At 33.6% G+C, this 15,242-nt stretch carries 15 protein-coding genes; 4 read left to right on the forward strand and 11 right to left on the reverse strand.

Features of this window, described 5'->3' with window-relative positions:
* Positions 1-7: 7 nt before the first annotated feature.
* Entirely contained in the window at positions 8-253 is a 246-nt protein-coding gene (locus tag HUE87_RS10380; protein WP_194366318.1) for an HP0268 family nuclease, read from the reverse strand.
* Positions 254-513: 260 nt separating this feature from the next.
* Here HUE87_RS10380 and nusA point away from each other — a divergent pair, with 260 nt between their 5' ends.
* Positions 514-1,647, forward strand: coding sequence for a transcription termination factor NusA (gene nusA / locus HUE87_RS10385; RefSeq protein ID WP_194366319.1), 1,134 nt, complete (start codon positions 514-516; stop codon positions 1,645-1,647).
* A gap of 105 nt (positions 1,648-1,752) precedes the next feature.
* Here nusA and HUE87_RS10390 read toward each other — a convergent pair whose 3' ends face one another.
* The 3 genes from HUE87_RS10390 to HUE87_RS10400 form a co-directional block, all read right to left on the reverse strand.
* Complete coding sequence (locus HUE87_RS10390; RefSeq protein WP_194366320.1) at positions 1,753-2,712, reverse strand: ABC transporter permease; 960 nt, start codon at positions 2,710-2,712, stop codon at positions 1,753-1,755.
* A 116-nt stretch (positions 2,713-2,828) separates the two neighbouring features.
* Positions 2,829-3,491, reverse strand: coding sequence for a TorF family putative porin (locus HUE87_RS10395; RefSeq protein WP_194366321.1), 663 nt, complete (start codon positions 3,489-3,491; stop codon positions 2,829-2,831).
* 205 nt (positions 3,492-3,696) lie between these two features.
* Positions 3,697-5,073: a hypothetical protein gene (locus HUE87_RS10400; protein ID WP_194366322.1), complete on the reverse strand. Its 1,377-nt coding sequence runs from the start codon at positions 5,071-5,073 to the stop codon at positions 3,697-3,699.
* A 103-nt stretch (positions 5,074-5,176) separates the two neighbouring features.
* Between HUE87_RS10400 and HUE87_RS10405 the strand changes: the two genes are divergently transcribed.
* Complete coding sequence (locus tag HUE87_RS10405; protein ID WP_194366323.1) at positions 5,177-5,536, forward strand: hypothetical protein; 360 nt, start codon at positions 5,177-5,179, stop codon at positions 5,534-5,536.
* Between the two features lie 42 nt (positions 5,537-5,578).
* Here HUE87_RS10405 and fabI read toward each other — a convergent pair whose 3' ends face one another.
* From fabI to gap, 4 genes are read right to left on the reverse strand one after another with little or no spacing between them, the layout of a single operon-like run.
* Positions 5,579-6,400 (reverse strand): enoyl-ACP reductase FabI, encoded by an 822-nt coding sequence (fabI, locus tag HUE87_RS10410; protein WP_194366324.1) that lies wholly within the window; start codon positions 6,398-6,400, stop codon positions 5,579-5,581.
* 14 nt (positions 6,401-6,414) lie between these two features.
* Complete coding sequence (locus HUE87_RS10415) at positions 6,415-7,125, reverse strand: triose-phosphate isomerase (RefSeq protein WP_194366325.1); 711 nt, start codon at positions 7,123-7,125, stop codon at positions 6,415-6,417.
* A 9-nt stretch (positions 7,126-7,134) separates the two neighbouring features.
* A complete protein-coding gene (locus HUE87_RS10420; RefSeq protein WP_194366326.1) occupies positions 7,135-8,328 on the reverse strand; it encodes a phosphoglycerate kinase in 1,194 nt (397 codons plus the stop codon).
* Positions 8,329-8,364: 36 nt separating this feature from the next.
* Positions 8,365-9,369: a type I glyceraldehyde-3-phosphate dehydrogenase gene (gene gap, locus HUE87_RS10425; RefSeq protein WP_194366327.1), complete on the reverse strand. Its 1,005-nt coding sequence runs from the start codon at positions 9,367-9,369 to the stop codon at positions 8,365-8,367.
* A 73-nt stretch (positions 9,370-9,442) separates the two neighbouring features.
* Here gap and nadD point away from each other — a divergent pair, with 73 nt between their 5' ends.
* Positions 9,443-9,991: a nicotinate (nicotinamide) nucleotide adenylyltransferase gene (gene nadD / locus HUE87_RS10430; protein WP_194366328.1), complete on the forward strand. Its 549-nt coding sequence runs from the start codon at positions 9,443-9,445 to the stop codon at positions 9,989-9,991.
* On the forward strand, positions 9,976-10,311 hold the full coding sequence (rsfS, locus tag HUE87_RS10435) for a ribosome silencing factor (RefSeq protein WP_194366329.1): 336 nt from the start codon (positions 9,976-9,978) through the stop codon (positions 10,309-10,311). The genes nadD and rsfS overlap by 16 nt, the downstream gene beginning before the upstream one ends.
* A 12-nt stretch (positions 10,312-10,323) precedes the next feature.
* On the opposite strand, the gene HUE87_RS10440 is transcribed toward rsfS, so the two are convergent.
* From HUE87_RS10440 to HUE87_RS10450, 3 genes are all read right to left on the reverse strand, one after another.
* Positions 10,324-12,456 carry a methyl-accepting chemotaxis protein gene (locus HUE87_RS10440; protein ID WP_194366330.1) on the reverse strand — a complete coding sequence of 711 codons (2,133 nt, stop codon included), beginning with the start codon at positions 12,454-12,456 and terminating at the stop codon, positions 10,324-10,326.
* A 91-nt stretch (positions 12,457-12,547) separates the two neighbouring features.
* Positions 12,548-13,942 carry a membrane-bound lytic murein transglycosylase MltF gene (gene mltF / locus HUE87_RS10445; protein WP_194366331.1) on the reverse strand — a complete coding sequence of 465 codons (1,395 nt, stop codon included), beginning with the start codon at positions 13,940-13,942 and terminating at the stop codon, positions 12,548-12,550.
* A gap of 23 nt (positions 13,943-13,965) precedes the next feature.
* Positions 13,966-15,240, reverse strand: a complete 1,275-nt coding sequence (locus HUE87_RS10450) for an ArsS family sensor histidine kinase (RefSeq protein WP_194366332.1) — start codon at positions 15,238-15,240, stop codon at positions 13,966-13,968.
* Positions 15,241-15,242 lie beyond the last annotated feature (2 nt).

The following is a 15,242-nucleotide window of genomic DNA, read 5'->3' on the forward strand; positions in this document are numbered from 1 at the left end:
ATTAACTTTATTTTATAATATGAACTTGGTACATGTACTCACTGTCTGCAAGACCATATTTAACTTCACTCATATAAAAACTTTTGCCTTTTTCTTCAAAATAGTCTTGAAGTTCTAGTAAATCTTTATGAGAGTTCTCTTTGTCAAAATAGAAAATAACACTGTCATCTTTTTCAACGCTAGCTTCTAATTTAGCCAAATCAACTTTCTTTGGTTTTGATGCAACATCAGTTCTTGCAAATTTTAAATCCATAATATAATCCTTAATATTTTAATATTGTAAAAGTCTTGCATTATATACAAAATCTACTAAAAACTCTATTAAAGATGATTTTATCAAATTTGGGTATAATTTTATACTTCATAAGAAATCTCACAAACTTTTAGCACTGTTTTTTATGAGTAAATCATAAAATTTGCCTTTAAAAGGCTATCTTAAAGAGACTTGGTTTCTTTATCAACTAATTAGATGAAGGTTTACTTCATTTTATTAAATAAAATTAAGGGATATTAATGGAAAGAATTCTAGATATTATTGATGCAATTGCTCATGAAAAAGGTCTTGAACCTGAAAGAGTAACAGAGGCGTTAAAAACAGCATTTATTCAAACTGCGAAAAGAGTAATTGATAATAAATTTGCTTTTGAAGCAGTAATTAATAATGAAACAAAAAAACTTGATATTATTCAAACTATTACCGTTGTTGCGGATGATGATAATAGACTTCAAGATGAAGAGATAGCTCCTGCTTATATCTCTATATCAGAAGCAAGAGAATATGATGATCAGGTAGAGCTTGATGATCAGCTTCAAATTCCACATGACCTAGAAGAGTATGGCAGAACTGCTGCATCTCAACTTCACCGCGAAATAGAGTACCACATCCAAAGACTAGTTGAAGATGAGATGTTCAATAAGTATAAATCTAAAATTGGCACACTTGTAACAGGTCGTGTAACAAGAGTTGATTCTCAAAATGCTACTTATATAGATGTTGATGAAGTTCGTGCAATTCTTCCAATGAAAAGTCGTATAAAAGGTGAACTGTTTAAAGTAGGCGAACATATGAAAGCTGTAGTACGTCGCGTAAACATGGATAAAGAGAATGGTATACAGATAGAGCTATCACGTACATCTCCTAAATTTCTAGAAGAATTGTTGGCATTGGAAGTTCCTGAAATTGCTGATGGTGCTGTTATTGTAGAAGGCAGTGCAAGAATTCCTGGTGAGAGAGCTAAGGTTGCACTTTTAAGTACTCACCCTCAAGTTGATGCCGTTGGAGCAACTGTCGGTGTAAAGGGTGTCCGTATCAATGCTGTAAGTGCTGAGCTTTTTGGTGAAAATATTGACTGTATTGAGTACACGTCAATACCTGAGCTTTTCATTTCAAGAATTATGGCTCCTGCAATTATCTCTACTGTTGAGATAATTAAAAATGAAAAAGGTGAAGCCGAGAAAGCAATCATAACACTTCCATCAGATCAAAAGTCAAAGGCTATCGGCAAAAGCGGCATAAATATCCGTTTAGCATCTATGTTAAGTGGACTAAATATCGAACTAGTTGAGAATGGCAGTACCACTAGTGAAGATGGAACAATTGAAGAAGCAAAAGATGGCGTTGATGCACTAGAGGCATTGTTTAATTAGTTAGTCCATAAAAACGGAACTCGTCCCTTTTACTTCGCTTTGGCAGCTCTGGCCACTGAAGCTTGCCTCTTTTAGAGGCAGAGTTTTTCACTCTAAAATTTTATTTTATCCTCTTTTCATATATGGGTTCAACTTTAATAACAACAAATCTGCAATCATATTTCCTAACAGTGTTAAAAATGCTGTTATCATCAAAGTACCCATAATTATCGGATAGTCCCTACTCAGAGCACTCATAAAAAATAACTGTCCCATACCTTCTATGCCAAAGATTGATTCTAAAATAACACTACCGCCTATTAGTCCAGGTAGAGAAAGTCCTAAGAGTGTGATAATAGGAGGGAGCAAGTTTGGAAGTATATAGTAGCGAAGCAGCTCTTTTTTGTTTAACCCGCGAGAGAGTGCGAAGTAGTAGTAATCACTTTTTAATATCTCCAAAGTAAGTGAGCGGACATATATAATCATACTTCCTAATCCAACAAATATCATAACACCAACCGGTAAAACTAAATGCCAAGCCATATCAAGATAGTAATAAGCACCTAATTTTGGTTCTATTGAGTGAAGTCCTGATATAGGGAACATATCTAACTTCAAAGAGAAAAATATTATGAAAAGAAGTGCTAAATAAAATGATGGCATAGAAAATGAAACCAACGAAATCTGCCTAATTAAATAATCCATCTTTTTTTCATAATTTAAAGCCGATTTAATTCCCAAGTATAGTGATATTACAAATACTGCAACAAGTGCCGTAATATTCATAATCATAGTAACTGGAAGTCGTTTAAGTATCTCTGCACTCACGTCTTGCCCAGACACAAAAGAGATTCCAAAATTAAGACTGAATATATTGATTACCCAATCAATATATTGTACATGTAAAGGTTTATCAAGTCCATAAACAGCTTTCAATACAGCTATTGCATCTTGGGTCATATTTGGATTTAGTTCACCCGCAGCAAAAAAACTATTTGGTGCTGCATGAATTGCCAAAAATGAGATAACAGAAATAATAAGTAACATAAATATTATATAAAAAAGTTTTTTGATTAGTGCATACATGTGAAGAATTATAGCCAAAGTATAATTTAAATATCCACCATCCTAAAAACAGGAAAAGGATAGTGGATGTGTAGGAGAATAAAAAAACATACCCAAGCTAGCTTGAGCATGGTATACTAGAAACTAGTACCTACTGTTACTACAACATTATCTTCATCAGCAGTACTGTCAAAGTCATCATTATACTCAGCATACATAACATTTATATCAAACTTTCCAAACGACTTAGTTAAACCAACTAAAGCGTAAGTACCATAGTCCATATAATCACCATAAGTTGCATCTAAAGAGATATCCATTGGAAGTGGAACTGATATACCAGCTTCCCAAGTATTAGAATCTGCTTTATTTGTGCCATCAATAGCTAAATAGTATGTTCCGCTAAGAGCAACTACATCAAAATCATATCCTAAAGTAAGGTGTGCCTCTGCAAAGTTATTGTCAGAATTACCATTATAAGTAAATTCTAATACACCTACATCGTAACTTAACTTTCCAAGTTCACCTGCATATCCAGCATACAGATCTAATTCCATTGTAGCACCGCTATATACTTCATCACTAACATTTGAACCCCAAGTACCTATATAAAAACCTTTATAAGACGCATCAAATCCACCTTGAATTGCTGTAGTATTAGCAGTTTGAGAATAACCTCTCCAAATATAATTACTTGTCATTGCCACATTAGCACTTATTTCAATTTCTGAAGTTGCTTCCTCTGCGAACGCCATTGTTGCAACTAAAGCTGCTGCTAAACTAAGTTTGATTAATTTCATTTTATTTCCTTTGATTGTTTTGATAGGAAAATTATAACAGCTATTGAACACTATAATGACAATAAATTGATTAATTTTTAATCAGTTGTTAGTATAAAGATTTTGTGTGAATTTAGCATGAAAAAAATAAGAAATTATGTTTAAATGGCGTCCACCTTCCCAAAAGGAAGAGGAAAGAGAAGATGGACTGAAGAAATAGAAATTACTAGAAGTTATATGTTAAGTAAACTTGTAAATGCGTTGTATCCGTATCTGTAACAGCAACGTTGTCTTGAACATTATCAAAGATAAGTGCTAAAGAAGTGTCAAGTGGTCCAAAAGATTTAGAAGCAGTAAGAGCTATCTCGGTTACTTCTTTATCCGAATTTGCATTAATTGTTGAACCTGAAGCAACTTTTATATCTGCCATATAGTAACCAGCAAATAAATCAATCCCAGCCAAAGTTGTTTCAGCAGTTAGAGAGTAAGAGTCTGCACCAATCTGTGAAACTGAGCCACTTGTCCACCACATCTCTGTATATAGTTTAGTTTGAGCACCAGAACCATTTCTAGAAGCAGCCGCGCCATTACCAGTTGAAACATTAGCAACACCAATAGTACCTTCATCATCAACAGAAGAGTAAGCAAGCTTAACAGCTACAACATCTTTAGCTTCATAGCCTAACATAACAGAGTATGCTTTGTCTTTGTCTACTCCAGAGATTAATTTATCAGCATCAATTTCTGTAAATTGTGCCCCAATTAGTAAACCTGGAACCAGAGAACATTTAATATCAGCTTGAAGCCAATAAGCAGTTGCCATTTGCTGAAGAGAATAGTACCAAGCTTGCATTGTAAGAGGCTTGAATGAGTTATTTACTACACCAGCAACATAAACGCCGTCTGTTCCGAAAGTGTTAAATTTTCCACCTTGAGATACATAACCAGCCTGTGCACCAGAAATATTGTTTAAACTTCCAGATACATATGTTGAGCCAGATAAACTTAATGTCGCTAGATCATCTGCTGAACCATTTGATTTTCCAACATAAGTAGCTACTAATGTAGTGTCAGGGATACTTTGGTTTATTAATACTACTGCTTCAAAAGTATTTGCATCAATTCCCCATGTCTCTGTAAATGCCAACGGAGTATCTAATGCTTGGCGACCAACTTTTATTGTAGTGTCAAATGCTGTTCCTGCAACCCATAATTCACCTATAAAGAATGTATCATCAAGTTGAAGACCACTTGTTGGTGGATTACCAAAACTTGACCCAGAATTTGATGTAATGCCATGAGCATTTGACCATGTGTTATCAACTAAGTTTTGTTCTAGTCCTAAAGTAGTTACATAAGTAGCCTTTGCGCCGGCAGAAACACCCTTTGTTAAATCTGTAGTTAAAGACAAATCAACTGCTAAATCACCATAAGCACCCTCTGCATCAAACAATGATGTCTCATTTCCTAAATAAGTACCAGCATCACTATCCATTGTTCCATATAGCACCTTTACATCACCAGATACTTTTGTATTTTCAATTGCAAACGCACTTGAACCTATTAGCACTACTGTTATCAAACTTAATTTTGTTAATCTCATATATTCTCCCTGAATTATAACTTGTCATAATTCAGGGAGAATATTTAAATTAAGTTGATATTATTATTAAATTATATTTAACTTATTATAGTACACTTGCAAAATGAAAAATATAACACTAATTATCCTCATAATAATACTTTTAAATGGATGTAGTCAGGTTGATGGAGCAAATCCGTCTCAAAATAAAGCATTAAATACTCTTGCAGGAAAAGAAGAAAAAACTAAAAAAGGTTTTTTGCAAAACACAATGGACAGTTGGGTTGAAAAAGAGTGGACACCGACCATAGAAAAAGATGAGAAAATAAAAGAAATAAATAAAGATGAGGATAGAAACTTCACTATTCAAGAATTTATAGATAAAGCATCCATATACAATAAGTCTTATGATGATAATAATAGTTCAAACAGTTCACATATAAAAAAAATAAACTCTTTACCGGTTATTGGAAATATAAAGTAATTGCAGGTTATCCGCCTCGAATATAATCGAGGCTACATGTAGTTATTTTCTCAAATCCCAAGAAAGAACCGTTTTCCCATCTTCAGTCTGTTCAGCGGCTGCCATACCCATAACGTTGTATCCACTATCAACATAATGAATTTCACCAGTTACTGCAGATGATAAATCACTTAAAAGGTACATTGCAGAATTACCAACCTGCTCGATTGTAACATTTTTCTTTAGTGGTGAATTAGTCTCATTCCAGTTTAGAATTTGCTTAAAATCACCAATACCTGCGGCAGCCAGTGTTCTTATCGGTCCAGCAGATATAGCATTTACTCTTTGACCTTTTTTACCTAAATCTACAGCCATATATCTTACAGTTGATTCAAGTGCAGCTTTTGCGACACCCATTACATTATAATTTACTATATATTTTGGTCCACCAAGATATGAAAGAGTTAAAATAGAAGCATCATCACTTAAAACTGATTCTAAACGATTTGTTAAGTCTATTAAAGAGTATACAGAGATATCCATAGCAATTTGGAATGCTTGTTTTGTAGTTTTAATAAAAGGCTCGCTAAGTGCTTCTTTTGGAGCAAATGCCACAGAGTGAACTAAAAAGTCTATTTTTCCAAAATCTTTTTCTATTAGCTCTGCAATCCCTGCCATATGCTCTTCGTTTGAAACATCAAGCTCATAAACTTTATCACTTCCAAACTCAGCAGCTATTGGTACAACTCTCTTTTTAAGTGCATCATTTAAGTATGTAAACGCCATTTCAGCGCCCTGCGCTGCACAAGATTTTGCTATACCGTAAGCTATAGATTTATTATTTGCAAGTCCTACAATAAGACCTCTTTTACCCTTCATTATCATCCATATATCCTTAGTTATTTATTTTCTATTTGTTGAGCGAACTCAACCATTGCACAAAAATCATCTGCTATAAGCGCAGCACCGCCAATTAAAACTCCATCAACACCGTCAAGCCCTAAAAGTACATTTGCATTTGAGACTTTGACACTTCCGCCATAAAGAAGAGGAGCTTTACACTTCTCTTTTAACTTTAAATGCACAGATACTATATCTTCAGATGTTGGAACAACACCTGTACCTATTGCCCATATCGGCTCATATGCTACTATAAGATTTTCATACTCTATATCAATTCCATCAAACTGTGAGTAAAGGTATTCCATCATAACCTTATCGCCGGCTTCTCTAATTTGCAATGATTCACCTATACAGTAAACTATTTTAAACCCCAACTCTTTGTAAAAATTAAATTTCTTAACTATCTCCTCTTGTGTTTCACCAATTACATGTCGTCTCTCACTATGACCAATTAAAATAGTTTTTATATTAAACTCTTCTAACTGTTCATTACCGATTTCACCAGTAAATGCACCATTTTGGGCTGCATAAGCATTTTGCGCACCAATGGTTACTTTTCCTACATGTAGAGTTAGGCTAGATGGGGCAGGGAAAACTAGAACCTCTTGCGAGATAGCATTTTTATTTAAAAAGTTCTCAACTTCATTTATATATTGGGCTGTTTTTGCTCTTGTAAGGTTTGTCTTTAGGTTTGCTGCTATTATCATCTTTTATCCCTATTTTACGATTAATGGTGCAACACCTGGCAAGATTTTACCCTCAAGAAGCTCTAAAGTAGCTCCACCACCAGTTGAGATAAAACTAATCTCTTCATCAACACCAACTTTTTGAACTAAATCTGCAGTATCACCTCCACCAACAACAGTGGTAGCGTAACTGTCTGCAACAAAGTGAGCTATTTTATTTGAGCCACGTGCGAACTTATCCATCTCATAGACACCCATAGGTCCATTCCATAAAACAGTTTGCACATCACTTAAAACTTCTCTATAAAGTCTAACTGTTGCGGGTCCTATATCAAGCCCCATCCATCCACTTGGAATCTCTTGAACAGGAACAAGTTTGCTTATTGAATCTTCAGAAAATTTCTCGGCAGCAACAACATCAACAGGCAGATAAAACTTAACACCAAGTCTTTTTGCCTCATCCATAATATGCTGAGCATCTTCAAGAAGGTCATCTTCTACAAGTGAAGCACCAATGTCATACCCCATTTGTTTTAAAAATGTAAATGCCATTCCTCCGCCAATAATTATTTTATCAACTCTGGTAAGCAAATTTGTAAGTGCCTCTAATTTCCCTGAAATTTTTGATCCACCAATAATTGCAGCGAATGGACGTACTGGTTTTTCTATCAGCTTTGAAAAAAACTCTATCTCTTTTTGAAGTAAAAACCCAGCTGCTTTATGTTTTTCATCAAAAAAGCAGGTAATTCCTTCGACTGAAGAGTGCGCACGGTGGCTTACACCAAACGCATCATTTATATAAAAATCAGCCATTGAAGCAAGTTTTTCTGATAATTCTTTATTATTCTCTGTTTCACCAGCCTCGTAGCGAAGATTCTCCAAAAGTAAAACTTCTGACGGTTTTAGAGATTTCGCCTTTTCAATTGCATCTGAACCAACAACATCTTTAGATAAAATAACTTCCCTTTTTAGTAGGTGCTTGACTCTTCTCGCAACTGATACTAATGAGTACTTTTCAACTACTTTACCTTTTGGACGACCTAAATGAGATGCTAAAATTACTGCACAATTTTGGTCCAGACAAAAGTTAATTGTAGATAGAGCAGAACGAATTCTTCTATCATCAGAGATATTTCCAAACTCATCCATAGGGACATTAAAATCACATCTTATAAAAACTTTTTTACCAGCTAAATCTAAATTTTTAATATTTAACAATTCCATACAAGTTCCTTAATTTTAAAATACACGTTGCGCGTGTTAGTTAGCTGAGATATGAAGAGCCATATCTATCAGTCTATTGGAGTATCCCCACTCATTATCATACCAAGCCATAATCTTAATCATATCACCATCAATCACTTGCGTTAAATCTTCAGCAACAATAGCACTATATGGGCATCCAACAATGTCTTGAGATACTCTCATCTCTTTATCCATCAAAAGAATACCTTTTAATGAACTGTTTGCCATTTCATTAAATACAGCAGTAACTTCTTCTCTTGTGGTTCTCTTTTTAACCACTACATTAAGATCAACCATTGATACATCTGGTGTTGGTACACGAACACTCTGACCATGAAGCTTACCAATAAGGTTAGGAAGAACCAAACCAATAGCTTTTGCTGCACCAGTTGTTGTTGGTATCATATTTATCGCCCCAGCTCTTGCCCTGCGTTTATCTGTTGAGTGCTTTACATCTAAAATATTTTGATCATTTGTGTAAGAGTGAATAGTTGTCATAAGACCTTTTTCAATTCCAAAAGCATCATCTAAAGTTTTTGCAACAGGACCAAGACAGTTTGTAGTACATGAAGCATTTGAGACTACTCTTTGCCCATCATATAACTTTTCATTAACACCCATAACAAACGTCGCAGTTACTGTATCTTTTGAAGGAGCTGAAAAAAGCACCTGTTTAATTCCATTATCAAGATGAATCTGAGCAAATTCTTGAGTTAAAAAAACTCCAGTACACTCAATAACCATGTCAGCACCATACTCAGCAAACTTTAATTTTTTTGGATTTTGCTCAGAAAAAACTCTAATTTTTTTTCCATCAATTGTAATATTTTCATCATCTATTAGCTCTACTTTAGAACTAAAAGTTCCGTGAACAGAATCGTTTTCAAGTAGATAAAGCATCATGTCTATACTTGTCAAATCATTGATAGCTACAACTTCAATATCATCTCTGGCAGCTGCAATGCGAGCTACACAACGACCGATTCTACCAAAGCCGTTAATTGCTATTTTAAGTGCCATTAAATTTCCCACTATAATTAAAAATTAAAAATTCGGTTATTTTATCTAAACTTAGCTATAATTCGCTTTAAATATGGAAACTATTGCACTTTTTGGCGGCTCATTTGACCCACCACACATCGGTCATGAGGCCATTGTTACGGCCTTGATAAACTTCAAAGATGTTGAGAAGATTATCGTTATGCCAACATTTTTAAATCCATTTAAATCTAAATTTTATGCTCCTTCATCTCTAAGACTGAAGTGGCTAAAAGATATATTTGGTGATTATGAGAATGTTGAAATTTCTAGTTATGAAGTGGAACAGGCAAAAGCTGTTCCAACTATTGAAACTGTCAAATATCTACTAAAGAGTTATAAAAAAATATACCTCGTTATAGGTGCTGACAATCTGCTTTCACTTAACAAGTGGCATAGATATAGTGAGCTAAAAGAGCTAGTTACTTTTGTAATTGCTCCAAGAGACGGTATAGAGATTTCGCCAAATTTTTTAAAACTTGATGTTGATAAAAAAATTTCTTCAACAAGACTTAGAGAGCATGTAGAACTATCAAAACTACCTAAAACAATTGCAAAAGAGATATATAAATACTACAAGGAAAACAATTGCAAAACAGAATAGAAAGAATAACAACCGTACTAGATACAAATAAAGCAGAGGGTATTGAAGTTTTTGATCTTCGTGAGAAAAACTACTTTGTGGATTATGCGATAATTGCTTCATCACTCGGTTCAAGACACACAACAGCTCTACTTGACCATCTTAAAACCGGTCTAAAAGAAGAAGAAACTTTTAACAATGTTGATGAGAGTGGTGACTGGATTGTTATTGACCTGGGGGATATTCTTATTCATATAATGACTCCAGAATATAGAGTTAAGTATGATATGGAAACATTTTTAAGTGACTTAGCCAATGGCAAAGAGGGAGAAGCTCTTTAAGAGCATCCTCTTTTAATTAGTCTTTACCATACGATCCAAAAGCATCCATAGCTCATGAGATGATTTTTCTGTCTCTTTAAATAAACCCATAATCTCATCTAGATTAATCTCTTTATTTTCTCCTATCATATTATTAATCTTACCTAAATTGATATGAATATTTTTATGAGGCGTATCCATTTCTCTAAAGCAATCTGTATTACCAAATAGTTTTTTGCCATCGTCTAAATACCATTTACCCATTGAACAAGTTGTATGGTCACCTAGGTTACTATTTTGCTTATTATCAAGTGCAGCTGAATAAGTATTATTTTTAATTGTCATATGATCAAGCTTTACCATATTAGCAAAAAGTTCATGACCTATAGTGCTATTATCAGCTTTAATTTTTTCTACATTAGTAACCATTTCAGATAAAATGTCTTTAAAATCAGACAATTTACTTTGAGATGATATCGCCTGCTCTTCAATTTTCTCACTGTACTCACTCATACTCATAGAGTTTTGTTTTAAAACACTTATATTTGCTTCAACTTCACTTGTAGCTTTTTGTGTTCTCTCAGCCAGTTTTCTTACTTCATCAGCAACAACTGCAAAACCTCTACCATGCTCACCTGCGCGTGCTGCTTCTATCGCAGCATTTAACGCGAGAAGGTTTGTCTGGTCTGAAATATCTTTAATCAATGTTATTACGCTGTATATCTCTTCAACATTTGAACTTAACTGCTCAGAAGAGGTCCTTGTTTCACTAATCATCTCAGTAATATTTGATATAGAATTTGTTATTTCATCTGTAGATTCTGTAACCTTTCCTATAACCACACCAGTTTCTATATTAAGCCTGTTTACTTTGTCTACATTGTCTACATTTTCCTTCATGCTTTGACGAAGATTATTGGTATTGTCCAATGCTCCATCAAGCATACTTGCAGAAAGGGCTAAAGTCAAGTGATTTTTTTCCATACTAGCAATAACTTTTTTTGCTGAGTCTTCAGCTTTTTGCTTTTCATCATGTGCTTCGTGAGCTAAAGCCTCAACTTTATCAAAAAATACATTCAGGCTTGCACTTGCTTTTCCAAGTTCATCATTATTTGCAACAGGTAACCTTTTAGATAAATCTGCATCACCTTCGGCTAAGTCTGATGCTACACGGTCAAGTTGTAGTATTGGATTGACAATAGCTTTTTTAATAATTATAAACAAAAACAGCAAAATAAATATATCTAGTATTGCCACAATATATACTTGACGGATTAATGAGTTCTCAGACTCTGAAACAATCGCTTGAACTTTTGATATATTGTTTCCAACTACCGCATAACCTACAATGTTGTTTGAGAAGTCTTTGATTGGTTCAGATACAATAAAATACTTGTCTGTTATTTGATGACTTTTCGTATCACTTATATTTATATTTTTCAGGTCATTGAAAAAATCTTTATTTATAACGCTATCTTTAACTGCCAATGTATAATTTCCAATTTTCGGGGCAGAAGCAAGAGACTTAGCCGTTGAGAGATATTCATTATTCATCAGAATAACCATATCATACCCTTTAACTTTTTTTGCCCTTTTAATAATAGAATTCAATCCCTGCATAAATTCTACTGAACCCAAGTATTTTTCATTATCAATAATTGGTGCTATACCACGAAGGATTAAGCCTGCACGACCTAACTCTATAGCTACTAATGGTTTCTTAGTGCTTTTAACACTTACAATTGTTTTTCTAAATGAACTTAAATCATCACCAAATTTTTCAGGCTTCCATGCTCTTAAAAAACTATAAACATTAGCGTCATGCACATGTACTTTAATATTTTTATAGCTTGTGTTCTCTTTAAACTCTTTAGAGACAGAAGCTAATCCATTGATAGCTATGCTTCTGTCATTAGATTTTAATGCCATTACAACACTGTAGTTTTTAGATATATTTATAGCATTAGTTAGTCCAACGCTCTCTTTTGTCTCTATAGCCTCTTGATAATCTATTCTAAGTGATTGAGCCTGTTCCTCATAAACAACACTCTTCATCTCATCAATAGAGAAAATATAATTTACTACTATTATTACAAGGCCTATTAAAATGGCCGCTATTAATGGAATGTGTATCTTTCTACTGATGGACATATCTGAATTAATCATGATTTTCTCTTTTATGGAAGATTTGGAATTTAGTGGTAGTTTATCTTACGAATGCTTAAAACATACTAACAGTATCTGTTAATGTTGCTTATTATTCAATAACATTTTCTAATATACCTCTATAGTCATATATGGAATCGACATATTTAACAGGTTCACTACCCCTAGCATAGCCGTGCTTTAGTTTTTTATAATACTTTTTTTGGGATAGCAGCGGCAATGCTTTTTTTAAGTCATTCCAAACATTTTGATTAAGACCCATCATCTTAGCTAATATTTGAGCATCTTTTACATGTCCCATACCAATATTGTAAGCAGCTAAAGCAAATTTCAGACGATCTTCTCCCTCAACCCCTTGTGGAACATTTTTTATCATCTGGTTTAAGTGTCTCGCCCCACCTTTTACACTCTCTTTTGGATCTAGTCTATTTTTAACTCCCAGCTGTTTTGCCGTTGATAGAGTTAACATCATTAAACCTCTTACACCTGTAAAACTTTTTGCTTTTGGATTCCAGTGTGACTCTTGGTAAGATTGCGCGGCTAAAACTGAACAAGGTATATTATATTTTTTGCCAAACTCCTTAAAATAGCTCCTATACTTTGGTAGTCTTGATTTAATCCGTTTATATAACATTTTAGTGTTGTAATAATCAAAAAACTGAACAAAACTATAGTAATGATCTTTCAGTCGTGCCATTTCACCGCTTTGATCAAAGCCATTCAACCAAGAGTACATATCAGCTTCAAGTTCTTTGGAGTTTGGAGCCAATACCCAGGCCAACTGCTCTCTGTTGCTTACAGCAAATGCAAGTGCAATATTTGGGAAGTATCTCTGATTCAAGGAATAGATGTTTGAATCTGCAATTGTGCAGTCTATCTCATTTGAAGCTACCTTTTCTAAGAGTTCTTCTGTAGAAAATTCGGATGTATAACTGGCGTTAATATCAAAACCATCTTCTTGAAGTTTCTGTATAGTCTCACTATAGCTGGTGTCTTCCCCCACGATAATTCTAAGCCCTGCCAAATCCTCTACATCTTTTGGAAACACACCATCCCACAACATCCCCCTGTAGCATACAACTTGTTCTTGTACTTCAAAGTATGACGGTCCAAAATTAAAGTTTTTCTCTCTTATTTTTGTTTTTGCCAAAGATGCTGAAGTTATATGTATATTTGGATTTCTACTAAGCTCTATCGCCTCTTTAGTAGTATTAGCTGTAGTAATATTCAGTTCAACTCCCAAGCTTGTTGCATATGAGTTAAGAAGGTCATATTCAAACCCCTGTGGTTCATTAGGGCCAATATAGTAAGTTGAGGGTGAATTTAAAAGTACAACATTTAAAAGTTTTGTTTTTTTTATTTTTTCAAATACAGATGGCTTCTCTATCTTGTGAACAGGTTTATATGCTGTATGACTCAACCATCCGAAAATAAAAAAAGATATTGATAAAAAAATAATTACTGAAAATTTTATGTATTTGTCCATTGTTTTATTTTACAAAGAAAAACTTATGCAAATATAAAACGGTTGATTCCACTATCATATTCATGCGCTAAAACTTGGTCATGTGCCTTCAAAATAGAATCAACAAGATATAGTCCTAGTCCAAAACTATTTTTAGATGGATTATCTTTTGTGAATGGTTCTATGTAGTACTGTATTGGGTTAGCAATACACGCCCCTTTACTCTCAAAACACAACTCATTATTTATAATTAAAATTTTTACATGTGCATCAGTAGAATATTTAATACCATTGTCTATCATGTTTTTAATTGCTGTTGTATACAGCCTGAAGTTTGCATATATTTTATGTTTAGCATCTATAGTTACTGTAACAGAACTTCTTTCGATCATAGCCATATCAATAGCATCATCAATAATATCCACCAACCTGTACTCTTTAAATTCACTCTTATCATCTATACTTGTAACTTCTTCTATGAGAGCGAACTCTGTAACTAAAGACTCTAATCTTCCAAAAATTGAGGAGAATCTATCTCTTTGTTTTTGAGACTCAAGCATTTGTGTTGCAATAGTTCCCTTTGCTATAGGAGTTTTCAACTCATGCATAATATTTCGCAAAAATAGAGTTCTGGATTCTAATATATTATTAATTTTTCCTCTAGTTGCTTCAAGTTCGTTTGATATTAACGCTATTTCATCTTTGCCTTTTGTTTTAAAAGAGACATTCATATCTCCGTCACCATAGAGTGCAATCTTTTTTCTAAGTCTAATAAGTGGTCTTAATCTAATTAGTATTAAAACAAACGATATAGATATTATAAGAATTATTATTGAGTAAGCATATGCTAATGGGTAATATTTATATGGTTTGAGTTCCTCATCAAGAATTAGCACAGAAGTTGATGGAGACTGAATATAGAAGTATATTTTTTTATTTAACTCTAACATACTAGCAGTTAAATCTGTTACAATTTTTTGAGTGTAGAGACCCTCCTGTAGCATCATTAAAGAAGCGTCAACACTTTTAAAATCTTTTGTCTTTAAAATTTTTGCTGTTTTTGTAATATATTTTCTTTTCTTAACATCTTTTTCTAAAACAAAACTATATACAGCCAGATTTGCTTCAAGCATAATTTCAGAATTAGGATTTTGTTGATGTTGACGAAGGATTTGAGTTATAGTTGAGTGTTTTGAAAAAATATAATTTATGTACCGCTGCTTATTTAATTGAAAAAATTCCCAAAATACAGCACTTACACTTAGAAGAGTAACAACAAGTGCAAACAGTACGGTTATTAAAACAGTATGTTTACGCAATT

Source organism: Candidatus Sulfurimonas marisnigri, assembly GCF_015265475.1.
GTDB lineage: Bacteria > Campylobacterota > Campylobacteria > Campylobacterales > Sulfurimonadaceae > Sulfurimonas > Sulfurimonas marisnigri.